This is a genomic window from Cryobacterium sp. Sr3 (assembly GCF_004402835.1).
In the GTDB taxonomy this organism is placed as follows: domain Bacteria; phylum Actinomycetota; class Actinomycetes; order Actinomycetales; family Microbacteriaceae; genus Cryobacterium; species Cryobacterium sandaracinum.
In genome coordinates this window covers 101,090-124,302 of the sequence record NZ_SOFA01000025.1, presented here as the reverse complement: position 1 = coordinate 124,302, position 23,213 = coordinate 101,090, and the positions used below count along the sequence as shown (strand labels likewise).

The window sequence follows — 23,213 nt, the reverse complement described above, 5'->3', positions numbered from 1 at the left end:
TCCATGACCAACGTGATCAAGCTGTCCGCCGCCGACCTCTCGGGTCTGCTTGTCGAACGGTCCATCAGCTCCGTCGAGGTGACCCAGGCTCACCTGGACCAGATCGCGGCCGTCGACACCGGTGTGCACGCGTTCCTCCACGTGGCCGGCGAGGCCGCGCTCGCCGCCGCAGCCCGCGTCGACGCCCGGCGTGCCGCCGGCGAGGTGCTCGGGCCGCTCGCCGGGGTTCCGATCGCCATCAAGGACGTGCTCGCCACCATCGACATGCCCTCGACCGCCGGTTCCAAGATCCTCGAGGGCTGGATCCCCCCGTACGACGCCACCGTGGTCAGGCGCGTGCGCGACGCCGGGCTGATTTTGCTCGGCAAGACCAACATGGACGAGTTCGCGATGGGCTCGTCGACCGAATTCTCCGCCTACGGCCCGACGCACAACCCGTGGGACTACGACCGGATCCCCGGCGGCTCCGGCGGTGGCTCCGCGGCCGCGGTCAGCTCCTTCGAGGCGCCGCTGGCGCTCGGCAGCGACACCGGCGGCTCGATCCGCCAGCCGGCCGCCGTCACCGGCTCGGTCGGTGTCAAGCCCACCTACGGCGGTGTGTCCCGCTACGGCTCGATCGCTCTCGCATCCTCGCTCGATCAGGTCGGCCCGGTGACCCGCACGGTGCTCGACGCCGCCCTGCTGCACGACGTGATCGGCGGGCACGACCCGCTCGACTCGACGTCGCTCACGGACACCTGGCCCTCGATGGCGGCCGCCGCACGCGCCGGCCTCGCCGACGGGGCGCTCACGGGGGTGCGGGTCGGCGTGATCAAGGAGCTGAGCGGCGACGGATTTCAGGCCGGAGTTGCGCAGCGCTTCACCGAGACCCTCACGTTGCTTTCCGCGGCGGGCGCCGAGATCGTCGAGATTTCCGCCCCCAGCTTCGAGTATGCGATCGCTGCCTACTATCTGATCCTCCCGGCGGAAGCGTCGAGCAACCTGGCGCGCTTCGACTCGGTGCGCTTCGGCATCCGGGTCAACCCGGAAGACGGCCCGCTGACCAGCGAACGGGTCATGGCGGCCACGCGCGACGCGGGCTTCGGCCCCGAGGTCAAGCGCCGCATCATTCTCGGCACCTACGCCCTCAGTGCCGGCTACTACGACGCCTACTACGGCAGTGCGCAGAAGGTGCGCACGCTGATCCAGCGCGACTTCGACGCGGCCTTCTCGAAGGTCGACGTGCTGGTGTCGCCGAGTGCGCCGACCACCGCGTTCAAGTTCGGCGAGAAGATGGCCGACCCGATGGCCATGTACCTCAACGACGTCACCACGATCCCGGCCAACCTTGCCGGGGTCCCCGGCATGAGCCTGCCGATGGGACTCGCGCCCGAGGACGGCCTGCCGGTCGGCCTTCAGATCATGGCGCCCGCGAAAATGGATGCTCGTCTCTACAACTTCGGAGCCGCCGTCGAGGCGCTGCTCGAAGCATCCTGGGGGCACACCCTCCTCAGCCGGGCGCCGGAGCTGGCGCGGAGAGAAATGTTCGCCGGCACAGCCACAAGCACAGCGTTCACGAGCACAGAGGGAGCCGTCTGATGAAGAAGGCCGAACTGATGGACTACGACAAGGCCCTGGAGCTGTTCGAGCCGGTGCTCGGCTTTGAGGTGCACGTCGAGCTCAACACCAAAACAAAGATGTTCTGCGGCTGCGCGAACGAATTCGGCCAGGGTGCCAACACCAACACCTGCCCCACCTGCCTGGGTCTGCCCGGAGGGCTGCCGCAGGTGAACGCGAAGGCCATCGAATCGAGCATCCGTTTAGGGCTCGCCCTCGGCTGTGAGATCGCGGAATACTCGCGGTTCGCCCGCAAGAACTACTTCTATCCGGACACCGCGAAGAACTTCCAGACTTCGCAGTACGACGAGCCGATCGCGTTCAACGGTCAGCTCACGATCGAACTCGAAAGCGGACGCCTGGTCACGGTCGACATCGAGCGCGCCCACATGGAGGACGACGCCGGCAAGCTCACCCACGTGGGTGGGGCGACCGGTCGCATCCAGGGTGCCGACTACTCGCTGGTCGACTACAACCGCGGCGGAGTGCCGCTGGTCGAGATCGTCACCCAGATGATCGAGGGCGGTGAGGCGGACTCACCCGAGATCGGCCGCACCTACGTTGCCGCCATCCGCGAGATCGTGAAAGCGCTCGGCGTCTCCAACGCCCGGATGGAAGAGGGCAACGTGCGTTGCGACGCGAACGTGTCCCTGCGCCCGCGCGGCTCGAATGTGCTCGGTACGCGCACCGAGACCAAGAACGTGAACTCGCTGCGTTCGGTCGAGCGGGCCGTGCGGTACGAGATCCAGCGTCAGGCGGCCCTGCTGCACGCCGGTGGAACCATCACTCAGGAGACCCGGCACTGGCATGAGGACACCGGCATCACTTCGGCCGGCCGGCCCAAGTCCGACGCCGACGACTACCGGTACTTCCCGGAGCCCGACCTCGTTCCCGTGGCCCCGTCGCGGGAATGGGTGGAAGAACTCCGCGCCACCCTGCCGGAGCCTCCGGCCGCCCGCCGCAAGCGGCTTCAGGCCGAATGGGGCTTCGCCAACCTCGAATTTCAGGATGTCGTCAACTCCGACCTCCTCGACGTCGTCGAGGCAACCATCGCAGCCGGCGCCGCAGCCCAGGCCGCCCGCAAGTGGTGGACCGGCGAGGTTGCCCGCCTTGCGAACGCCTCCGGTGTGTCCGCCGACTCGCTTGTGCAGCCGGCGCAGGTCGCCGCACTGATCGAACTCGTCGTGGCCGGAACGCTCACCGACCGCCTGGCCCGGCAGGTGCTCGAGGGCGTCATCGGCGGCGAGGGCACTCCGCTCGAGGTCGTCGAGTCCCGCGGTCTCGCGGTCGTCTCGGACGATGGCGCGCTGATCGCGGCGATCGATGAGGCTCTGGCCGCCCAGCCCGATGTTCTGGCCAAGATCCGCGACGGCAAGGTTCAGGCGGCCGGAGCCGTGATCGGCGCCGTTATGAAGGCCATGCGCGGACAAGCGGATGCCGCGCGCGTGCGCGAGCTCGTGCTCGAGCGTGCCGGAGCGGCCGAGTAATGGGCCTCGGGAACACGCGCCAACCTGCCGCCGACGGGTACCCCGGTTCCCAGCCGGGTGCCCTCGGTGTGGGAGCGCAGGTCGTGGTGCGCTTGGACCGTGGTCGGTATCCGGACGCCGACGCCGAAGACCCGAGCGGCGTGATTGTGGCGGCCGGAGAACTCCAGGGCGCGGCCCTGTACGCCCCCGTTTCCGGACGGGAAACCGTATGGATCGTGGAATTCGACGAACCCTTCTACGGTCTCGACGGTTCTGGCCCGCACGCGTCGGCTCGGGTGGCGCAGAGCTCGCTCGAAGCCGCCCCCGAGGCGTAACCGTCGTGGAGCAGAAGCGCCCGGCCACCGCGCGGGACATCCGTCGCTGGCGCCGCTACCTGGCAGACGAACGGGCCGAAGCGACGGTGTACCGCGACCTCGCCGGACGCCGTAGCGGCGAGGAGCGCGAGATCCTGCTGGCTCTGGCCGACGCCGAGGGGCGCCACGAACAGCACTGGCGGCACCTTCTCGGTGACCAGGTCGGAGCCCCACACCGGGGCGCGATCCGCACCCGTTTCCTGGGGTTCCTGGCCCGCAGGTTCGGATCGGTTTTCGTGCTTGCCCTCGCCCAGCGTGCCGAGGCCCGCTCCCCGTATGACGCCGATGCCGACGCCACAGACACCATGGCCGCCGACGAGCGCATCCACGAGGAGGTCGTGCGTGGGCTGGCCGCTCGCGGCCGGCAGCGGCTGGCTGGCACGTTCAGAGCCGCGGTCTTCGGGATCAACGACGGCCTCGTCAGCAACCTGGCCCTGGTGCTGGGCATCGGCGCCACCGGAGTGCCCGCCGCCACGATCCTCTTCACCGGTATCGCCGGTCTTCTCGCCGGGGCACTCTCGATGGGTGCCGGCGAATATGTCTCGGTACGGTCCCAGCGTGAGCTGCTCGAAGCCTCAACGCCGAATCCGGCCTCCCGGAACGTGCTGGCCCATCTCGATTTGGCTGCGAACGAACTGACCCTGGTCTATCGCGCGCAGGGGATGCCCCCGGAGAAAGCGGAGATCCATGCACGCGAGGTTCTGCGCACGGTGGCCATCGCGACCGGCCCGGTCGACGTCAAGAAGACCGGCGGCCTGGCTCCGGCGGTCGACGAGCACGAAGCCATCGGCACGGGAATCGGAGCGGCCACGTCGAGCTTCTGCTTCTTCGCCTCCGGGGCGATCCTGCCGGTGCTGCCGTATCTGTTCGGCCTCGACGGGATCACCGCGGTCATCGCGGCAGCCGTGCTCGTGGGGCTCGCCCTGCTGGCCACTGGCGCCATCGTCGGGCTGCTCTCGGGCGGGCCGCCCTGGCGGCGCGCCATCCGTCAGCTCATCATCGGTTTCGGTGCTGCCGGCGTCACCTATCTGCTGGGTCTTCTCTTCGGAACCTCGATCGCCTAACGCTGCTCCCGAGCCGCCGTGCTTGAGGTGGCCGCAATTCCGCTCAGAACGGCGCCGGTTGCTTCGTGTGCGCCTGCCGCACGGCCGGCTCCGATTCGGCCCTTTTTCCGGTGCACGGATGTTCGTGGCCGGTTCGCTGAGGAGGGTGCGCCCGGTCGGTGAGGTCCACTACAGGGTTCTGCCGGGCAGGGGCACGGAGCTCCACCGGGTCTCGGACTGCTCGCTATAAATAGGCTTCATGAGGGAGACGTTACGGGTACCCACTGACATTCGATGCCCCAGGTCGGCGACCGTCAGCGCCCAGTGGATAACCCGATCAAACTCATATTGCGGAGGAGGAGTGGTGCTCGCTGCGGGGCCTGCTTCGGGCATCCGTGATGGGGCGCGCCACCCGCATCCGTCCTCACGGTATTACGGAGATTTTTGGGGAAACGCCGGTTTGGGAGCCGGTCTGGGCGGCGTGTTGCGACAATCTCCGAAGTAAGTGACTACGGCCGCGACGGGTGCTCCGGGCTGGGCGGCAACGAGAGCGCCTGCGACTTCACGGTGAACCCCGACCAGTGCGAGATCTCCCACGCCGGCGACGAGGAGTACGCGGCGCAGATCTGGTACTGGTCCACTCCCATTGAGGACTGCCTCGACGGCCGCACCGATGTGAAGTGCACCGACTACTCCGACTGGACGACCGCCTGGCAGGAGATCAAGGGTTAGCGCGGCATCCCCATCCGGCCGAGCCGAATCGGAGGAATCATGACGGGTGACACGGCGTCGCCGGGGCAACGGATGCCGGTGCCGCCGCACCGGGACACGCTCGCCCGGCGGGGTTCGATCACGCTGAGCCGGCATCCGCGGCTTCGCCTGACGCTGATGCTGTCCACCCCTCTGCTCTGGCTCGGCCTGATCTAAATCGTTGCCCTCGTTGCCCTCGCCGCCCCGCTGATCACCTCTCTGTGGACGGTCGACAGCTTCACGGGCACCACCACACGGTCCTGGACGCTCGATAACATCATCACCGTGCTCCGGTTCGCTCTACCAGACGGTGACGACCTTCACCGCGGGGGCGGGCATCAAGACCCTGCCGATCTGGATTCTGGACAACCTGTTTCGCCCCAGCCAGGCACCGATCGTCAACGTCATCGCCGTGGTGCTGGTGCTGGTGCTGGTGTCGATCGTTTCGATCTACATCGCCCAACGCATTACCGGCTCGGAAAAGGAGAGCCGTTAGCCCCACGCCTGGCAGGTGCAGCCCGCGGGCTACGGCCGGCGCGGATCCCGGCCGGTCAGGGCGAGCAGCCGCGTCTGCAGCGGCGCGTTCTCGTCGGATGGTATCGGGGAGGCGAAGAGGCCGCTGGCCTCGAGGGTGTCCCGCTGGGGCTCGAACACCGTCCAGACCGCCTCGATCAGGGCCGGGTCGAGGGACTCGTCGGCGGCCGTTGCCCGCGCCAAGTCCCAGGAATGGATCGTGACGTCGGAGACCTGCTCGCGCAGGTAGTCGGATGCCGCTACCGTGTCATACGACAGGGTCACCGGTGCGTCGGCCGGGGTCGTTGCCCAGGCTGCGGCCGCCAGCGCCGAATAGATGGCCCATTCCTTCGCGAGGTCCGGGCCCAGCGGGGTGAGTGAGCGCCGGGCGTCGAGCACCGAGAGGCCGCGCAGCAGCGCGGGGACCCACTGCTGTTCCAGCACCACGTGGCGCACCAACTCGGTCACGGTCCACTCGGTGTCCGGTGTGGCGGCGGCCCAGTCGGTGATCATGTCGACGCGGGCCCCGAACTCTTCGGCGGCCTGTTTCTGCAGCGCAAGCCAGTCATGCGTCATGGGACTCCCTCGGTAGAACGGGTGGAACGGATGCCCCTGCAACGCTACAACCGGCATCAGTCACCGTGCATTCCGTCACCGTGCATTCCGCCCCGGCGCTGTTTACGTTCTCCCGTCGCGGAATCGGTCGCGGCCTGTCGCCGGTCCGGGTTAGGGTCTCTCCATGAGCAGGCAGGACGCATGAGCAGGCAGGACGCATGAGCAGGCAGGACGGCAGCGATCGCACGGTCTCGACAGGCGCGGTCGACGACAGCACCGCGACCCTGCTCCACATCGACCTGGACGCGTTCTTCGCGTCAGTCGAACTTCTCGATCACCCCGAACTGGTGCACCGCCCGGTGATCGTGGGGCACCGGTCCGGGCGCTCGGTGGTCACGGCGGCGAACTACGTGGCCCGGCGCTACGGCGTCAATTCGGCCATGCCCATGGCGCTCGCCCTGCGGCGCTGCCCGGAGGCGGTGGTGCTCGAACCGCACATGGGGCGGTACAAGGAATACTCCGACCGGGTGATGCGCATCTTCGAAGAGTTCACGCCGCTGGTCGAGCAGCTGGGCATCGACGAGGCCTTCCTCGACGTGGCGGGTGCCCGGCGCCTGCATGGCACCCCGGCCGAGATCGGCGCGAAGATCCGGGCCCGGGTCAAGGCCGAAACCGGGCTCACCTGCTCGGTCGGCGCGGCGAGCACGAAGTTCGTCGCCAAGATGGCGTCGGGCCGGGCGAAACCCGACGGCCTGCTCGTGATCCCCGCCGACGAGACCCTCGCATTCCTGCATCCGTTGCCCGTCGGCACCCTGTGGGGGGTCGGCGCCACGACCGAGCAGGCGCTTCTCGGGCAGGGCCTGCGTCAGATCGGTGACCTCGCCCGCACCCCGCTCGCGGTGCTGCAGAAGTGCGTGGGCGACGCGTCGGGCCGCAAGCTGCACGAGCTTGCCTGGGGGAGGGACCCTCGGGTGGTCACGGTGGAGCACGAGGAGAAAAGTGTCGGCCACGAGGTCACCTTCGAATACGACGTGACGGATGTCGCCCGGCTCCGTAGCGAACTGCTGCGGCAGTCCGTTGCGGTGGCTGCCCGGCTGCGCCGCGCAGGCCTCGTCGGCCGCTGCGTGGTGCTCAAGGTGCGCTACACCGACTTCAGCACCGTCACCCGCTCCCGCACCCTGTCGGAACCGACCAGCGTCGGACGCCGGATCTACGAGGAGGTGGCTGCCAGCTTCGAGGCTCTGGCGGCCTCCGGCATCCGGGTGCGCCTCATCGGCGTGCGCGTTGAGCAGCTCAGCGGTGGCGACGGCACTGGCACCGGTCTCTGGGACCCCGACGACGACTGGCGGGGAGCCGAACGGGCCGTGGACTCGGTCACCGCAAGGTTCGGGCGCGGCACGGTGCGCCCGGCGTCGCTGCTGGATCCGGACACACCCTGATCAGGCCCCCTCTGATCAGGCAACCGCAAACCAGACAGGGGGTAGCCTGAATCCATGACTAGCCTTCCAGAGAAGCTCGCAGATATCTCTCGTACCGCCGGCGTCAGGTCGGCCTACGGTGATCCGGTCCAGGTGGACGGCGTCACCCTGATTCCCGTTGCTCTCGTCTACTACGGCTTCGGCGGTGGCGAGGGTGACTCCGCCGCCACCGGCAGCGGGTCCGGCGGCGGGGGCGGCGGGGCATCCCTACCGATCGGCGCCTACGTCAAATCGGGCACGACGGTGCGCTTCGAGCCCAACGTCATCTCGTTGCTCGCGGTCGGCATCCCGTTCCTCTGGGTGGCCGGCAAGGCGATCTCCCGCGTAGTCCGCGCGCTCAAACGCTAGCAGCGAAGGCTCCCAGCCGCCCGGTCGCCCAGCCACTCCGACTGAGGATGTCGGGCTGCTGACTGCGCTCCGGCGCTATCAGTGCCCGCCGGCCAGCTCGATGAGTGAGTCTCCATAACCGAGGTTGAGGGGGGTTCGCGGATCGCGGGCTCCGTTGCGCTTGTTCCCGATTCCGACGCGCGTTTTCCCGCGGACAGCGACGCGGTGGATGAACGTAGGCTCTAACCGCCGCGTCTTTCGAGTCCGCGGACCTGCGGCACATCCGTCCCGAACGAATTCGACGGAGATTGTGCCCTGAACAGCGCGTTTGGGCTCAAAAACGGGTGTTGATCGATGAATCTCCGTCGAATTGGTTCGGTGCCGGGCACGGCGTTCCGCCCGTGACGACCAGCAGACACTCCGGCTGAGGGAGTTGGGCGGCTGGGTGCGCTCCGGCCCTGTCAGTGCCCGCCGAACCGCTCGTCGCGAGCCGGATCGGCCCCGAACACGTCTGGGACGCCGTCGTTGTCGGCGTCGAGTGCCTCTTTGGCGGCGATGCGCCCGTAGTGCCGGTTGCGGCTCCGCAGCACCACGGTCGCGAGTAGTGCCGCCAGCAGCGAACCGGTCAGGATAGCCACCTTGGCGTGTTCGTCGTGCGGACTACCCTGCCCGAAAGCCAGCTCGCTGATCAGCAGCGACACCGTGAAGCCGACACCGGCGAGCATGGCGACGCCGATCACATCCACCCAGGCCAGGTCCGGGTCAAGGGCGCCCCGGGTGGTCTTGGTGACCAGCCAGGTGGCGAGCATGATGCCAACCGGCTTGCCCACCACCAGGGCTACGACGATTCCGATCGCGACCGGGTCGGTGAGGGCCGTTGTCAGGCCTGACACGCCGCCGATCGTGACCCCGGCGGAGAAGAACGCGAACACCGGCACGGCGAAACCGGCCGAGAGCGGGCGGATGCGGTGCTCGAGGTTCTGCGCCAGGCCCGGGCCGGCGTCGGGTCCGCCGCCACGTCGGCTGCGCAGCACGGGCACGGCGAAGCCGAGCAGCACTCCGGCCACCGTGGCGTGGATGCCGGAGCCGTGCACGAGAACCCAGGTGGCGAGGCCGAGCGGCAGCAGAACGGCGCCCGCGGCCCACCTGGTGGTGCCGAACAGATAGGAGTGCGTATGCGCCAGAAAGGCGAAGAGGCTCAGCGGCACGATGGCGAGCAGCAGCAGAACAGGCTGGAGGTCGCCGGAATAGAAGAAGGCGATGATGGCGATGGCGAGCAGGTCGTCGACCACGGCCAGGGTCAGCAGGAAGATGCGCAGAGCGCTGGGCAGTTTGGAGCCGATCACGGCGAGCACGGCCACGGCGAAGGCGATGTCGGTGGCGGTGGGGATGGCCCAGCCTCGTAACATTTCCGGCCCCGAGCTGAACACGATCGCGGTGAAGATCACAGCCGGAACGATGACGCCGCCGACGGCCGCGGCGACCGGGACGACCGCGCGGCTGAAGGTGCGCAGATCGCCGGCGACGAACTCACGCTTGAGTTCGAGCCCGGCAATGAAGAAGAAGATCGCCAGGAGTCCGTCGGCGGCCCACGCGCCGAGGCTCAGATTGAGGTGCCACGGCTCGTAGCCGATCTGAAAGTCCCGCACCGCATAGTAGAAATCGGAGGCCCCGGTGTTGGCCAGGGTCAGCGCGAGAACCGTCGCCACCAGCAGGAGAGCGCCGCCCACGGTCTCTTTGCGCAGGATCGTCGAGACGTGCAGGTACTCGGGATAGCTGCTGCGGCGAAAGACGTTAAGTTTCGGGGTGGGAGGAAGAGGTGGTGGTTTCGGCATGGACGAGCCTCAGTCAATCAGGATTTTGTGGCACACGGACATTGCTGTCGACCAGACTTCCCGACACACCACGTCGAGCGTACCGCGTTCGGGCGGTCAACGCCGCCCGCGCCAGTTACACCGCCAGCGTCCCAGCCGCTGGCGGGAGCCCGGCCCTTCCCGCCAGCTGCGGGGGATGTGCCAGGGTCCGCGCACGGGTAGCCCGCGTCGCATCCGTCGTCGCCGCAAAATGAAGTGGCGCAGCAACAGAAGCAACAGCCCGGCGAGGATCAGGGGAACGGTGAACGTCATTCGCGCCCGACAGTGATGCGGGGGCGAGGCGAGGACTCCATCCCGCGAGTCTAGGCCGAGGTCTATACTTGAATCGAACACGGGAGTCCGGTCAACCGGGCTGAGAGGAAGCTTCTGAAGCTTCGACCGTCGAACCTGATCTGGATCATGCCAGCGCAGGGAGGCAAATTTTCTCGTTCCCGTGCCCTGGAACCATCTACGGAAAGGGCACGACCAGTGCACGCTACAACAACTCTTCTCACCTCCACCACGTCCCGCCAGCCGCGTAACTTCCGGTGGCGGGTCGTCGACATCGTCATCGCCAGTGTCATCGGCGTGGCCAGCGGGCTCATCTTCGTCGTCTGGAACCAGGCGTACAACCCGCTCAGCGGCCTGCTCACCCCGCTGCTGCCGGGCCTGCAGGCTCTCCTGGGCGGCGGATGGCTGTTCGCCGGCGTGCTCGGCGGCCTCATCATCCGCAAACCCGGCGCCGCGCTCTACACCGAGCTGCTGGCGGCGGTCGTGTCGACTCTGGTCGGCGGCACCGCCTGGGGAGCCACCATCCTGGTCTCCGGCCTGGTGCAGGGTCTCGGCGCGGAGCTGGTCTTCGCGCTGTTCTTCTACGCCAACTACCGCCTCGTCGTGGCCCTGCTCGCCGGCGCGGGTGCCGGCCTTGCCCTCGCCGTCAACGACCTGTTGCTCTGGTACCCCGGATCGGCCGTTCCCTTCATCACCATCTACACCGCCTCCTCGATCGTCTCCGGCATTGTCGTGGCCGGACTGCTGTCCTGGCTGGCCATGCGTGGCCTCGCCCGCACCGGGGCACTGTCGCGGTTCGCCGCCGGGCGATCGAACCGCACCCAGGTCTAGGGGGACGGCGATGACACCGGCAGCAGCGGCATCCGTCTCGGGAGCGTCCGTCGTGGCCCGCGGCTGGGGATGGCGGCATGCCGGGCGGCGGGGCTGGGCCGTCAACGGCCTCGACCTGAGAATCGAGCCGGGCGAGCGCGTGCTGCTGCTCGGCGCCTCCGGGGCCGGCAAATCCACTCTGCTGCACGCCCTCGCCGGGGTTCTCGGCGGCGACGAGGAGGGCGAGCAGCGCGGTCAGCTGCTTGTAAACGGCGCCGAGCCGACCGCAGCGCGCGGCCAGGCCGGGCTGCTGCTGCAGGACCCTGACTCCCAAGTGATCCTGGCGCGGGTGGGCGACGACGTCGCCTTCGGCTGCGAGAACCTGGGGGTGCCCCGCGAAGAGATCTGGCGCCGGGTGAGCGACGCCCTGGACATGGTCGGCCTGAACCTGCCGCTCAGCCATCCGACGTCGTCGCTGTCGGGTGGACAGAAGCAGCGCCTCGCCCTCGCTGGGGTGCTGGCGATGCGGCCGGGGCTGCTGCTGCTCGACGAACCCACAGCGAATCTCGACCCTGGAGGCGTGCTGGATGTGCGCGATTCCGTTGCCCGCGTGCTCGAGAACTCCGCGGCGACGTTCATCGTGATCGAACATCGGGTCGCCGTCTGGCAGAACCTTGTGAACCGGGTGATCGTGCTCGACGCGGCCGGGGGAGTGCTGGCCGACGGCCATCCCGACGACGTGCTGACCAGTCAGGGGGAACGGCTCGCGGCCGAGGGTGTCTGGGTGCCCGGGCGGGGCAACGGCCTGACTGCATCGCGGCGCGAGACCAGCTCGGCGTCGGCGCCCGGCTCGGTCCCTCTGCTCCGCACGCCCGGCCTCGCGGTCGCGCGCACGCGCGCCGACGTGCTCGCCCGGGACATCGACCTCACGGTGCACGCCGGCACCGCTCTGGCAGTCACCGGACCGAACGGCGCCGGCAAATCGACCCTGATGCTCACCCTCGCCGGCCTGCTGAAACCGGCCGGGGGAGCGGTTCTCGCGAGCCCGGAGTTCGCCGGCGGGGCCGACGAGGAACCGATCCGCTGGAAGTCCCGCCAGCTGCTCACCCGCATCGGCACCGTGTTCCAGAGCCCGGAGCACCAGTTCGTGGCCGCCACCGTGCGGGCCGAACTCGCCGTAGGGCCGCGCGCCCTCAAACGGCCGGAGGCGAACATCAATGCCCGGGTCGACGAGGTGCTGCAGCGCCTGCGCCTGGACCACCTGGCCGAGGCGAACCCGTTCACCCTCTCCGGCGGAGAGAAACGTCGGCTGTCGGTGGGCACCGTGCTGGCCACCCAGCCACGACTGCTCATGCTCGACGAGCCCACCTTCGGCCAGGACCTGCGCACCTGGCGGGAGATCGTGGCCCTGCTCGACGAACTCCTGCGGGAGGGCACCGCGGTGGTCGCCGTCTCGCACGACACCGACTTCGTGGTCGCCCTGGCTGACCGGGAGTACCATCTGACCGGGCGGGCCGGCCGCAGCGTCACGCCGCGGGCGGCGGTGTCCCGGTGAGCGTGCTGACGCCTGCCCGGGGAACCCAGGCCATCTTCCGGATCAACCCGGTCGCGAAGCTGGCCGCCGCGCTGCTGCTGGCGGGCGTGCTCATCCTCACCATCGACTGGGTCTCCGCAGTCGTCGCCCTCGCCTGCGAGTTCGTGCTCTTCTTCTGGGCCGGGCTGTCCCTGAAGGCCTTCGCGGTGCGCACCCTGCCGGTCTGGATCGCCGCACCCACCGCCGGCGTCACCACCCTGCTCTACGGGCAGGCGGCCGGGGCGGTCTATTGGTCTTTCGGGCTGGTGAACGTGACCGAGGGATCACTCGAGCTGGCCATCGCCACGACCCTGCGCATCCTCGCCATCGGACTGCCGTCGGTCGTGCTCTTCGTGACCGTCGACCCCACCGACCTGGCCGACGGCCTCGGCCAAGTCGTGAAACTGCCGGCCCGCTTCGTGCTTGGCGGTCTGGCCGGGCTGCGCCTGGTCGGCCTGTTCCTCGAGGACTGGCGCGCCCTCGAACTGGCCCGGCGGGCCCGCGGCATCGCGGACCGCGGCGTCCTGCGCCGGCTGCTCAGCCAGGCCTTCGCCCTGCTGGTGCTGTCGATCCGGCGCGGCAGCAAACTCGCGACGGCGATGGAGGCCCGCGGGTTCGGCGCCCCGGTGCGGCGCACCTGGGCCCGCCCCTCCAGCTTCCGGGGGCGCGAGGTGGCCCTGGTCGGCATCGGTCTGGCCGTGGCCCTGCTCTCGGTGAGCGTCTCCGTGGCGACGGGAAGCTGGAACTTTGTCCTCACCTGATCTGCCCACGGCCGCCCTCGAACCGGCCGCCCCCGATCCGGTCGGTGACCGACGGATGCTGCTGGCCCCCGTGCTCCGCGACCTTGCCGCCGCCGGGGTGGCGCCCGTCGTTCTCATCGACGGGCCGAGCGGCGCCGGCAAGAGCACCCTCGCCGACGCGCTCGTCGTCGCCTGGCCGGGACCGCTCCGGCCCACCCTGGTGCGGCTGGACGACATCTACCCCGGCTGGCAGGGGCTGGACGCCGCCGTCACGCACCTGCGCGAACAGGTGCTCGCCCCGAGAAGACTGGGCCGGCCCGCCGCCTGGCGGCGCTATGACTGGGAGCGGCGCGAGTTGGCAGAATGGCACCCGGTCGACCCGGCCCGCCCGCTGATCGTGGAGGGGTGCGGAACCCTGGCGGCCGCCCACGCGCCACTCAGCGACATCCGGGTCTGGCTGGCCGCCGACGACCGCATCCGCAAGCAGCGGGCCCTCGCCCGGGACGGCGAACTGTTCCGGTCGCACTGGGACCAGTGGGAAGCGGGCTGGGACGCTTACCGAGAGCGGGAGGCGCCCGAGCGGCAGGCGACGATCCGGCTGGCCGGGACCCCGGACATCCGTCGCCCGTAAGTCGGTGCCCGGGACTAGGTTGGAGGTATGGCTGATCAAGGTGCTGAAAATGTCGTTTACACCGCGGAATTCATTGACGGTCCCCTCGCGGGCCAGGTCGACACCCGGGTGCTGATCCAGGGCAAACATGACGCCCGGGTCAGCATGATGGCCGCCGTCGAGGGGGTCGAAACGCTGTTCTGGTACGACGAGGAGGACGTGCGCGATGTGCAGGGCCGCGTGCACGTGCGCTACCGGTTCGACGCGGGCGAGAGCGACCCGTTCCTGCCGACCGGCGAGCGCGAGTAGCCGCAGACCAGTAGCCGGCGGGCGGTCGCGGCAGCCTTTCGCCGCTAGCGGTCCGCGGCGATCAGCGCCGAGATCATCGGCACGGGGTGCAGGAGCCGCCAACCGAGGCCCGGCGCGCTGATCGTGCGGTCGAGCACCAGCGTCGACGTCACCTCGGTGCCCCCGGTCTCCACCGTGACCCGGCCGACGGTCTTGCCCGCCCGGCCGGTCGACACCGTCTCCAGGATCACCTCCGCGTCGCCCGGCGCCTGGGCCAGCCAGCCGTACGTCGTCGTGGCCGTGCGCACGGTTCCGGAGGCCTCGGCCCCCCACGGTGTGCTGAACTCCACGTAGGCGTCACCCTGGGCGAGGGTTGGCAGCTCGCGTACCCCGGCGCGGGCGCTCTCCATCAGGACGGTGACGTCACTGGTCAGGGTGTCGTAATCGGGTTCGCCGAGCAGGGCACCGGCAAAGGTGTAGGTCGAGTCCGGGCCCTGCACCTGACCGGTGAAGAGAAAACAGACGCCCGCCCCGTCCGTGTAGCTGCGGGTGATGCCGGTGACGCCCTCCTCGGCCAGGAACGCCGTGGTGTTGTCCACGCCGCGCTGGCCCACCAGGGCGGAGGCCGGCTGGGAGAGGATGGCACCGATCACCGGGTCGGCGGCGGCCAGGCCGGCCAGCCGGGCAAGGTCGGTGGCCGTTCCGACGCTTTCGTCGTTGAGCCCGGTGGCGTCGGCGACACGAGTGCCGTCGAGGCCCTGCTTGCCCAGCCAGGCGTTGGCGGCGGCGCTGTAGGCGTCGAGGGAGCCGAAGGCCCAACGCGCCAGCGTGTCGGCGTGATTGTTGCTGGAGCCGAGGATCATCGCCTGGAGCAGCTCGGTCTCGGTCCACAGTTCGCCCGGGAAGACCACGACGGTGCGGGCACCGGAATTGCCGTAGTCGATGTAGTCCTGGTAATCCGCGGCCGTGATCGGGATCTGAGGCCCCGTCTCACCAAGGGTCAGCGGTTTCGCGTCGAGCACGACCAGGGCGGTCACGATCTTCGTCGCCGCGGCCATCGGCAGCGGTTCGGCCGTGCCGGCCACGGCGAGAGGCAGGGTGGTGGCGAGAGCGTCGGCGTCCAGCGCCGTCGTCTCCGGGAAGGCCGGATCGGGTGTGACCGTGGCCAGGCCGATGACGGCGCTGCCGCCGGTGGCCGGCAGCGCGGGCGGGAACGGAACCGACTCGCCGGCCGCCGGCGTGACCAGCGTGGCGGTGGCCTCAGGCAACGGCCCCAGTAGGGTGGCCGGCCCGTAGACGCCGACGGACAGGATGACGAGGGCGCCGACCGTGGCGCCGATGACGCGGGCAGGCCGGGATCTACTCATGACGCAAGGCTAACGGTGGTTGGTCATCCCCAGCCGAGGTCGTGCAGCCTGTCGTCGTCGATGCCGTAGAAATGGGCGATCTCATGCACCAGAGTGATGTGCACCTGGTCGCGCAACTCCTCGAGATCCGCGCAGAGGTCCAGCAGCGGCTCCCGGTAGAGCACGATCCGGTCCGGCATCTCACCGAAGCCGTACTGCCCGCGCTCCGTCAGGGCAACCCCGTCATAGAGCCCGAGGGTGTCCATCGTGCCGTCTTCGGGTCGGTCCTCGACCACGAAGATCACGTTGTCCAGGCCGTCGACCATGTCGTCGGGCAGGAGGTCGAGCTCGTCGACGACGAGACGCTCGAACTCCTCGTGAGTCAGCTGCGGCATCCGTTCAGCATCTCACATTCGTTCAGCCTCTCAGGGAGCCGGTCAGCCGTTGATCGTGATGGTGCTCAGGCCGCCGTCGGTGACGCCCCAGGTCTTGAGGATCTCGCCGTAGGAGCCGTCGTCGACCATGGACTGCAGGGCAGCCTGCACGGCCGCTGCCATCCCGGAGTCCTTCGCCACGGCCATGCCGTACGGTGCCTCGTCGAAGGAGGTGCCGGCCTTCTGCAGCTTGCCCGCGGTCTGCTGGATCGCGTAGAGGGTGACCGGGGAGTCTGCGCTGAAGGCGTCGGCCTGGCCGAGCACAGTGGCGTTCGTGGCCAGGTCCTGGGTGTCGAACTTGAGCTTGTCGATCGGGGGCTTTCCGGCGGCGACGCAGGCGGCGCTCTTGGCCGGGATTTCGTCGGTGTCCTCGTAGGTGGTGGACTGCACGGCGATCTTCAGGCCGCAGGCGTCGTCGGGGTCGACGGTGGTGCCGGTGGCGGAGGCCCACTGGATGCCGGCCGTGTAGTAGTTGACGAAGTCGACCTGCTCCTGGCGCTTCAGGTTGACGGTGAAGGACGAGTTTCCCAGGTCCATCTCGCCGCCGATGATGCTCGGGATGATGGTGTCGAAATTCGCGACCTTGTAGTCGGCGGTCAGACCCAACTTCGCGGCAACCGCGGCGCCGAGTTCGACTCCCCAGCCGATCGGGTTGCCGGAATCGTCCTTGAACTCGTTGGGGGAGTAATTCGGGCTCGTTCCGATCACGAGCGTGTCGGAGGCGCGGACCTTCTCCGGGAGCAGCGCCGAGGCGGCGGCATCTTCGGTCACGGTCTTGGCGGGCGCGGTGGCGTCGGCTCCGGGAACCGGCACAGTGTTGTCGACGCAGCCGGTGAGCAGGAGGGCGGCCACCGCAGCGACGGCGGGGAGGGCGAAACGAGCACGCATGGAGAGATCCCTTTCAGCTGTCCCGGACGCCGTTGGACCGCGGGGAGGCCGAGGCGAGGACACCATTTCGGTGCGGCGTTTCGATGCCGGAAATGCGAACGCGCGGCCGAATCCGAGGGCCCGGTCGCGCGTTCGATGGACTGTTTCTGCGTGTTTCAATTGGGGTGAGTAACGGGGCTTGAACCCGCGGCCTTCCGGACCACAACCGGATGCTCTACCAGCTGAGCTATACCCACCATGCGCTGCTTTCTCACAGAGAAGGCAACTTGACAAGTGTATTACATGTTCGCAGCGAAAATGTTCACGGCTTCGGCCGCGCTGTTCTTCGCCTGTTGGCTGGACGGCCCGGGGTCGGCCACGAACACGGTTTGGCGGTAGTACGCCAGTTCGCGGATGGATTCGAGGATGTCAGCCAGGGCGCGGTGTCCGCCGTCTTTCGCGGGGGCGTTAAAGTAAACCCGCGGGTACCAGCGGCGTGCGAGTTCCTTGATCGAGGACACGTCGACGTTGCGGTAGTGCAGCTGGGCGTCGAGGCGAGGCATGAATTTCATCAGGAAGGCCCGGTCGGTGCCGATGGAATTTCCCGCCAGCGGAGCCCTCTGCTCGGCCGGGATGAACTGCAGTACGTATTCCAGCACCAGGGTCTCGGCCTCGGCGGCGCTGATTCCGTTCGGGATCTCGTTGATCAGCCCGCTGGTCTCGTGCATGTTGCGCACGAAGTCGTTCATGTTCTCCAGCGACGCCTGATTCGGCTTGATGATGAGGTCGAGTCCCGGGTCGATGATGTTCAGGTCGTAATCGGTGATCACTACAGCGATCTCCACCAACTCGTCGGAATCAATGTCCAAACCGGTCATCTCGCAGTCAATCCACACCAACCGGTCACTACTTTTTTTCATGTGCCGAGTCTAACGGCGGACGCCGACCGGCCCTGTTGCGCTGATCCCGGCAGCGGTGCGACTGAGACGTTCGCTCCGTAGACTACCTCGCATGGAATTGACGTACTTCTCCTCCGCCTTCTGTGAGCCCTGCATGCAGACCCGGGCAGTCCTGGCCGAGGTCGAACGCCTCGTGCCCCAGGCGACCGTGCGTGAGCTCGACGTGGTGCGGGACGTCGCGGAAGCCGAGGCCGACGGCATCCGGATCACCCCCACGGTGATCATCCGGGACGCGGCCGGGATCGAGGTCTTCCGGGCCACGGGTGTGCCGACACTCGCCCAGGTGCTCGTGGCGGCCGCGAAGGCCGTTTGAGCGCCGGCGGGCCGGGTCTGCGGTATTGTTGATCGTTCTTCGCCCCCGTAGCTCAGTGGATAGAGCAGCGGCCTTCTAATCCGCTTGTCGTAGGTTCGATTCCTACCGGGGGCACCGCACAACACCCGTGAATCCTGTTGCTCTACCCTAGGTTTGGTAGATTCGGGAAATGCGAGAACTACAGGCGCGAATCATCGCGGAGCTGAACGTGTCCCCCCATATCGATGCATCCTCCGAGGTTCGCCGCAGAGTGCAGTTCCTCGCGGACTACCTGCTCCGAACGGGGGCACAGGGCCTCGTGCTCGGCATCAGCGGGGGTCAGGATTCCAGCCTGGCCGGCCGTCTGTGCCAGCTGGCCGTGGAGCAGCTCGCCGAGGCGGGACATTCGGCCATCTTCCAGGCCGTGCGCCTGCCGTACCGGGTGCAGCGGGACGAGGAGGACGCGCAGCTCGCCCTGGAATTCATTCGTCCTGCGTCGACCGTCACCTTCGACATCAAGCGCGCCGTCGACGGCATCGAAGCGGAATTCGCCGATGCGACGGGCCGCCCGCTGCCGGACTTCGACAAGGGAAACGTCAAGGCCCGGGTGCGCATGGTCGCCCAGTATGCCCTCGCCGGCTCGGCCGGCCTGCTGGTCGTGGGCACCGACCACGCCGCCGAGGCGGTCACGGGATTCTTCACCAAGTACGGCGACGGCGGCACGGACATCCTGCCGCTGACCGGACTGACCAAGCGTCAGGGGCGAGCGCTTCTGGTCGAGCTGGGGGCGCCGGACCGGTTATACCTCAAGGCGCCGACTGCCGACCTTCTCGACGACAACCCCGGCCAGACCGACGAGGCCAACCTGGGGTTGCGGTACGAGCAGATCGACGACTTCCTGGAAGGGCTGCCCGTCGACGATCTCGTCGCCGAGACGATCGAGAACCGCTACCTCGGCACCGAGCACAAGCGCCAGGTCCCGGCATCGATGTTCGACGAGTGGTGGCGCTGACTCGTGAGAGCTGTGAGCCGCCGCCGCCGCCTCGCTCGGGAGCGCGGCGGCGGCTCACGGACGTCTAGCTCTGGAGCGGGGTGGGGCGCACTTCCAGTGCCTGCACGTCGTCGAGGAGGCGCTGGGTCTCCGTCGACGCCGAGGCCGTTCCAGACGCATATTGTAGCGGGGCAGGCACGGGCGCGGCCGGCGCGGCGGTGAACTGGTCGTGGTGCTGCTGGGCGGTCCAGGCATCCTGCTCGGCGAGGAGGTTCTTCTCGGTGCTGTTCTTGGAGACCTTCCACCGGTCGAGGTCGCTCTGGAAGATCTTGCGGGTGCGGCCCGGCTTGTCCTGCCATTCGACCAGGCGGTCGCGGAACTCGAGCAGCGCGGGCTCGAGCTGGTACCCGAACGTGGCCGAGGTGCGCTTGAGCTCAGCGAGTTGATGCGCGGCCCAGTTCGCGGCGACGCCCGAACCCTTGATCGGCAGGAGGCGCAGCTGCACGTCGGCCTGGCCCACCGCGCGGTCCGCCATGACCTGCTCCTGCGGCGTGAGCGAGTTCCAGACGGATGCCTCGGTCGCGGCATCCACGAGGGTGCCGATCACGGCCGCCTTGAGAGCCCGGTCGTTCTGCGCCAAGAGGCGTTTGATCGCCCCGCGGGAGATCACCGCCGCCAGAAGGCTGGCGACGACGATCGAGACGATGAGCACCACGGCGCTGAAAACCATGGACTGATTGCTGGCTGCCGTGAGCCAGGATACGAAACTATTCCACCACTGCATGAGCGCACTTTACCGGCGTCTCGTCCCGATCTCCGGGAGCGGCGCGGCGTGCCCTGCGGGGAGGTGCGCGCAGTCAGCGGAAGCAGTCGGCCGCGTCGTCAATGCGCCAGAACGAACCGACGTTCATTGTGCGGGTGGCGGCGAGCAGGCGCCGCGCGGCGAAGTGGTCGCCGTCGACCTCGGTGCGCCGCTCGATGTGCCCGAGCACCATGCCGGACCGGTTCGAGACCCGCCAGAGGCCGTCTTTCACGGGAACAAACTGCAGACCGCGGATGACCGGCAGTCGGGGAAGTGGGGACGCTGGTGTGGACATGGAATTCTCCGAGATCGACCGTACGCGGGTGAGGGTCCCCTCAGGCTACGGAGAGCCACCGACAGTGGTTTCGGCGCTACCGCAGAGGTCCGTTCAGCAAAACCATGTCCTGGCTGGCCAGGTCGAGGTCCACAACCCGGTTCGGACGTGCGGTCTGGGTGACGACGATGCCCGCGAGCACAAGGACCACCCCCGCCATCTGCAGCCCGTCGAGGGACTCGCCGAGCCAGAGGAACGCGAACGCGAAGGCGAAGATCACCTCCGAGGCAGACACGATGCCGGCCGCCGTGGCAGTCAGTCGGCCGAGCGCCATGTACGAGAACAGATACGGGGCGAAGGAGCCGAACACGCCGTTCCACAGCGTCAGCAGCCACAGCGGGAGAGACACCGCCCCGAGGTTGCCGTTCAACGCGACATCCTGAACCAGGGTCTGCGGCTCGACCTGCCACCAGGCGCTGAACACGAGCCAGAACGCGCTGGCGAAAAGCATGGACCAGAACGACACGGCCAGTGGCGAGGTCGCGGCGACCTGCCGCTCCCCGACCAGGAAATACACTGCCAGGCAGATTGCGGCGAGGATTCCCGCCAGCACACCCAGTTCAGAGAGGGTGCTGGCCCAGATCTGGGCGACGATGGCCATGCCGATCAGAACGCAGCCGATGGCCAGCCAGATGCGGGATTTGACCCGCTCCTTGAAGACGAACCGGGCGACCAGGGCGACGATCAGCACCCCGGTGTACTCGAGCATGAGCGCGATGCCCACCGGCAGCAGACTGATCGCCACTGCGTAGAACCACTGGATCAGGGCGACCCCGGCCACCCCCAGGACGGCCATTACCGCGAGCTGGCGCAGGCTGATGCGGAACGCCCGCCGGTTGGTCACGAGCAACAGACCGCCGGCCAGGAGGGCGACGACCGTGACCCGGAAGAAGGTCAGCTGGGCCGGGGACAGGCCCGCATCCACGATCACCTTGGTGGTGCTGCCGTTGAGGCCGAAGAGCAGCGACGCGAGGAGAGCGTAGAGGTAGCCCACTTCGCTCAGCCCAGACCGGTGCCGTGCACGGCGTACGGTTCGATCTCGTCGATTTCGATCTGGGTGAGAGGCGGGGCATCCAAGGCCGCCACGGTCTGCTCGAGCTGGTTCAGGCTGCTCGCGCCGACCAGCACACTGGTCACCGATGGCTGGCGCAGGATCCAGGTGACCGCCAGCTGGGCCAGCGTCTGGCCGCGCGCGGCGGCAATCTCGTTCAGGGCGCGGGCACGGCCCTGGTAGGTGTCGGTGAGAACGTCCTCCGACAGGAAATCGCTCGTCGCGACCCGCGAGCCTGCCGGAACGGTGCCGTCCAGGTAGCGGTCGGTGAGAAGTCCCTGTGCGAGCGGCGAGAAGACGATGCTGCCCATGCCGAGCTCGTCGAGCACGGGGAAGAGCCCGTCTTCGATGTGGCGGTCGAACATCGAGTAACGCGGCTGGTGGATCAGGAGGGGGATCTTGTGCTCGGCCAGCGCCGCCGCCGCGGCCCGCGTCTGCTCGGGGGTGTAGCTGGAGATGCCGACATAGAGGGCCTTTCCCTGCTGCACCGCCGACGCCAGCGCGCCCATGGTCTCCTCGATGGGAGTCTCCGGGTCCGGCCGGTGGGAGTAGAAGATGTCGACGTAGTCGACGCCGAGCCGGCCCAGGCTCGCGTCGAGGGAGGAGAGCAGGTACTTGCGAGAACCGAAATCGCCGTAGGGGCCCGGCCACATGTCGTAGCCGGCCTTGCTGGAAATGATCATCTCGTCGCGGTAGGCCCGGAAATCTTCGGCGAGGATGCGGCCGAAGTTGGTCTCGGCGGCTCCGGGAGGAGGACCGTAGTTGTTGGCCAGGTCGAAGTGGGTGACCCCCAGGTCGAAGGCACGGCGCAGGATGGCGCGTTGGGTCTCGATCGGGCGCTCGTGGCCGAAGTTGTGCCAGAGGCCGAGAGACAGCGCCGGCAGTTTGAGGCCGCTCCGTCCGACGCGTCGGTAGGTCATGTCGGCATAGCGGTTCGGAGCTGGCACGAAGGTCATGCCGTTACTCTAGGGGTGTGCAAACTTTTGTGGTCGCAGGTGGATGTTTCTGGTGTCTCGATGCCGTGTATCGGGTGTTGCGTGGCGTGAGCGAGGTGGTTTCCGGGTATACCGGGGGAGGGGCTCAACGGCCAACGTATGAGTCGGTGTGCACGGGCCGTACCGGCCACGCCGAGGCCATCGCCGTGACGTTCGACCCGGAGGTCATCCCGGCCAGCGTCATCCTCGACGTGTTCTTCTCGCTGCACGACCCGACCCAGCTGAACCGCCAGGGCGCCGACGTGGGCACCCAGTACCGGTCGGCGATGTTCTATGCCGACGACGCGCAGAAGCGGCTCTTCGAAACCGCTCGCACTCGCGCCGCCGAATGGTGGGGCGGCGGCGTCGTCACCACGATCGATCCGCTCGGCGAATACTTCGTGGCCGAGGACCACCACCAAGACTTCTTCGCCAAAAACCCAGGTCAGGGCTACTGCATGGCCGTCGCGCTGCCCAAGGTGAACAAGATCCGCAAGTCCTACGCCGAATACCTCCTCTAGCAGCGCGAGTTCGTGTATTCGTAGGCGGCGAGTATCGCCCAGCGCGGCGAAATGAACGGGTTTTCTAGCTGCCGTGCCAGCGCCGCCGAGACCGCCGTGCGGAAACCCGGAGCCAAACGAATTCGACGGAGATTTTGCCCAAAGCGGCACTAGAAGCTGGGAAAGAGCGCTTTCACAGGAGAATCTCCGTCGAATTGGTTCGACACCGACCGCGGCGCGCACCCGTACCCTCTCCGTCAGAAGCGAGCCCAGCCCTCCCCAGCTGCGGGGGGCGGTCATTGGGCACAGGTTCGGGATGCCGCGGCCGCGCGTCGTCCTGCCGCCGCACACTCGGAGTACGCGATCTGGGGCGGCGGAGACGGGCACGAGCCGTCG

General features: G+C 68.2%; 27 protein-coding genes, 2 tRNA genes and 1 riboswitch. Of the genes, 18 read left to right on the top strand and 11 right to left on the bottom strand.

Translation table 11 applies throughout. The annotated features are described in order from the left end of the window. Positions 1–3 precede the first annotated feature (3 nt). From gatA to E3N94_RS06630, 7 genes are all read left to right on the top strand, one after another. Complete coding sequence (gene gatA / locus E3N94_RS06650) at positions 4–1,578, top strand: Asp-tRNA(Asn)/Glu-tRNA(Gln) amidotransferase subunit GatA (RefSeq protein ID WP_134420111.1); 1,575 nt, start codon at positions 4–6, stop codon at positions 1,576–1,578. Then, positions 1,578–3,083, top strand: coding sequence for an Asp-tRNA(Asn)/Glu-tRNA(Gln) amidotransferase subunit GatB (gene gatB / locus E3N94_RS06645; RefSeq protein ID WP_104103236.1), 1,506 nt, complete (start codon positions 1,578–1,580; stop codon positions 3,081–3,083). The genes gatA and gatB overlap by 1 nt, the downstream gene beginning before the upstream one ends. Further along, on the top strand, positions 3,083–3,397 hold the full coding sequence (locus E3N94_RS16490) for a hypothetical protein (protein WP_134400921.1): 315 nt from the start codon (positions 3,083–3,085) through the stop codon (positions 3,395–3,397). The genes gatB and E3N94_RS16490 overlap by 1 nt, the downstream gene beginning before the upstream one ends. Positions 3,398–3,402: 5 nt before the next feature. Continuing rightward, positions 3,403–4,500, top strand: coding sequence for a VIT1/CCC1 transporter family protein (locus E3N94_RS06640; protein WP_233191537.1), 1,098 nt, complete (start codon positions 3,403–3,405; stop codon positions 4,498–4,500). A 546-nt stretch (positions 4,501–5,046) separates the two neighbouring features. After that, entirely contained in the window at positions 5,047–5,211 is a 165-nt protein-coding gene (locus E3N94_RS06635; protein ID WP_198411423.1) for a hypothetical protein, read from the top strand. Between the two features lie 39 nt (positions 5,212–5,250). Beyond that, positions 5,251–5,406, top strand: coding sequence for a hypothetical protein (locus tag E3N94_RS16485; protein WP_166790075.1), 156 nt, complete (start codon positions 5,251–5,253; stop codon positions 5,404–5,406). Positions 5,407–5,539: 133 nt separating this feature from the next. Continuing rightward, a complete protein-coding gene (locus tag E3N94_RS06630; protein ID WP_241973149.1) occupies positions 5,540–5,725 on the top strand; it encodes a hypothetical protein in 186 nt (61 codons plus the stop codon). Between the two features lie 29 nt (positions 5,726–5,754). Here E3N94_RS06630 and E3N94_RS06625 read toward each other — a convergent pair whose 3' ends face one another. Next, positions 5,755–6,318, bottom strand: coding sequence for a TIGR03086 family metal-binding protein (locus E3N94_RS06625; RefSeq protein ID WP_104103241.1), 564 nt, complete (start codon positions 6,316–6,318; stop codon positions 5,755–5,757). A gap of 197 nt (positions 6,319–6,515) precedes the next feature. Here E3N94_RS06625 and E3N94_RS06620 point away from each other — a divergent pair, with 197 nt between their 5' ends. Continuing rightward, positions 6,516–7,736, top strand: a complete 1,221-nt coding sequence (locus E3N94_RS06620; protein WP_134343104.1) for a DNA polymerase IV — start codon at positions 6,516–6,518, stop codon at positions 7,734–7,736. 54 nt (positions 7,737–7,790) lie between these two features. Then, complete coding sequence (locus E3N94_RS06615; protein ID WP_134343105.1) at positions 7,791–8,123, top strand: hypothetical protein; 333 nt, start codon at positions 7,791–7,793, stop codon at positions 8,121–8,123. 440 nt (positions 8,124–8,563) lie between these two features. Here the strand turns inward: E3N94_RS06615 and nhaA are convergent, their stop codons facing one another. After that, positions 8,564–9,937, bottom strand: a complete 1,374-nt coding sequence (gene nhaA / locus E3N94_RS06610) for a Na+/H+ antiporter NhaA (protein WP_134416590.1) — start codon at positions 9,935–9,937, stop codon at positions 8,564–8,566. Positions 9,938–10,297: 360 nt separating this feature from the next. Then, positions 10,298–10,407: riboswitch (TPP riboswitch) on the top strand. 37 nt (positions 10,408–10,444) lie between these two features. Here nhaA and E3N94_RS06605 point away from each other — a divergent pair. From E3N94_RS06605 to E3N94_RS06585, 5 genes are read left to right on the top strand one after another with little or no spacing between them, the layout of a single operon-like run. Then, entirely contained in the window at positions 10,445–11,077 is a 633-nt protein-coding gene (locus tag E3N94_RS06605; RefSeq protein WP_104103251.1) for an ECF transporter S component, read from the top strand. Positions 11,078–11,087: 10 nt separating this feature from the next. Then, a complete protein-coding gene (locus E3N94_RS06600) occupies positions 11,088–12,611 on the top strand; it encodes an ABC transporter ATP-binding protein (protein ID WP_134569975.1) in 1,524 nt (507 codons plus the stop codon). Next, complete coding sequence (locus E3N94_RS06595) at positions 12,608–13,390, top strand: energy-coupling factor transporter transmembrane component T (RefSeq protein ID WP_134569974.1); 783 nt, start codon at positions 12,608–12,610, stop codon at positions 13,388–13,390. Before E3N94_RS06600 ends, E3N94_RS06595 begins: the two co-directional genes overlap by 4 nt. Beyond that, positions 13,377–14,000: an ATP-binding protein gene (locus E3N94_RS06590; protein ID WP_241973344.1), complete on the top strand. Its 624-nt coding sequence runs from the start codon at positions 13,377–13,379 to the stop codon at positions 13,998–14,000. The genes E3N94_RS06595 and E3N94_RS06590 overlap by 14 nt, the downstream gene beginning before the upstream one ends. A gap of 27 nt (positions 14,001–14,027) precedes the next feature. Continuing rightward, complete coding sequence (locus E3N94_RS06585; RefSeq protein WP_104103259.1) at positions 14,028–14,288, top strand: hypothetical protein; 261 nt, start codon at positions 14,028–14,030, stop codon at positions 14,286–14,288. Positions 14,289–14,332: 44 nt separating this feature from the next. Here the strand turns inward: E3N94_RS06585 and E3N94_RS06580 are convergent, their stop codons facing one another. The 5 genes from E3N94_RS06580 to orn all read right to left on the bottom strand — a co-directional run bounded on the left by E3N94_RS06580 (position 14,333) and on the right by orn (position 17,834). Next, on the bottom strand, positions 14,333–15,634 hold the full coding sequence (locus E3N94_RS06580) for a hypothetical protein (RefSeq protein WP_104103261.1): 1,302 nt from the start codon (positions 15,632–15,634) through the stop codon (positions 14,333–14,335). Between the two features lie 23 nt (positions 15,635–15,657). Next, on the bottom strand, positions 15,658–16,008 hold the full coding sequence (locus tag E3N94_RS06575) for a metallopeptidase family protein (RefSeq protein ID WP_134343110.1): 351 nt from the start codon (positions 16,006–16,008) through the stop codon (positions 15,658–15,660). Between the two features lie 42 nt (positions 16,009–16,050). Then, positions 16,051–16,935, bottom strand: coding sequence for an ABC transporter substrate-binding protein (locus E3N94_RS06570; RefSeq protein ID WP_158250309.1), 885 nt, complete (start codon positions 16,933–16,935; stop codon positions 16,051–16,053). A gap of 160 nt (positions 16,936–17,095) precedes the next feature. Further along, positions 17,096–17,171 (bottom strand) — tRNA-His (locus E3N94_RS06565). A gap of 42 nt (positions 17,172–17,213) precedes the next feature. After that, positions 17,214–17,834, bottom strand: coding sequence for an oligoribonuclease (gene orn, locus E3N94_RS06560; RefSeq protein WP_104103271.1), 621 nt, complete (start codon positions 17,832–17,834; stop codon positions 17,214–17,216). Between the two features lie 91 nt (positions 17,835–17,925). Here orn and E3N94_RS06555 point away from each other — a divergent pair, with 91 nt between their 5' ends. From E3N94_RS06555 to nadE, 3 genes are all read left to right on the top strand, one after another. Beyond that, a complete protein-coding gene (locus E3N94_RS06555; protein ID WP_104103273.1) occupies positions 17,926–18,186 on the top strand; it encodes a thioredoxin family protein in 261 nt (86 codons plus the stop codon). Positions 18,187–18,227: 41 nt separating this feature from the next. Next, positions 18,228–18,300 (top strand) — tRNA-Arg (locus E3N94_RS06550). 55 nt (positions 18,301–18,355) lie between these two features. Beyond that, entirely contained in the window at positions 18,356–19,177 is an 822-nt protein-coding gene (gene nadE, locus E3N94_RS06545; protein ID WP_134374214.1) for an ammonia-dependent NAD(+) synthetase, read from the top strand. Between the two features lie 64 nt (positions 19,178–19,241). On the opposite strand, the gene E3N94_RS06540 is transcribed toward nadE, so the two are convergent. From E3N94_RS06540 to mgrA, 4 genes are all read right to left on the bottom strand, one after another. Then, positions 19,242–19,940, bottom strand: coding sequence for a hypothetical protein (locus E3N94_RS06540; RefSeq protein WP_104103279.1), 699 nt, complete (start codon positions 19,938–19,940; stop codon positions 19,242–19,244). Positions 19,941–20,013: 73 nt separating this feature from the next. Then, positions 20,014–20,253: a DNA mismatch repair protein gene (locus E3N94_RS06535; protein ID WP_104103281.1), complete on the bottom strand. Its 240-nt coding sequence runs from the start codon at positions 20,251–20,253 to the stop codon at positions 20,014–20,016. Between the two features lie 76 nt (positions 20,254–20,329). Further along, entirely contained in the window at positions 20,330–21,286 is a 957-nt protein-coding gene (locus E3N94_RS06530; RefSeq protein WP_166790074.1) for a DMT family transporter, read from the bottom strand. A gap of 5 nt (positions 21,287–21,291) precedes the next feature. Then, positions 21,292–22,299 carry an L-glyceraldehyde 3-phosphate reductase gene (gene mgrA / locus E3N94_RS06525; protein WP_134569973.1) on the bottom strand — a complete coding sequence of 336 codons (1,008 nt, stop codon included), beginning with the start codon at positions 22,297–22,299 and terminating at the stop codon, positions 21,292–21,294. Positions 22,300–22,316: 17 nt separating this feature from the next. Between mgrA and msrA the strand changes: the two genes are divergently transcribed. After that, on the top strand, positions 22,317–22,838 hold the full coding sequence (msrA, locus tag E3N94_RS06520; protein ID WP_134343113.1) for a peptide-methionine (S)-S-oxide reductase MsrA: 522 nt from the start codon (positions 22,317–22,319) through the stop codon (positions 22,836–22,838). Positions 22,839–23,213: the final 375 nt, after the last annotated feature.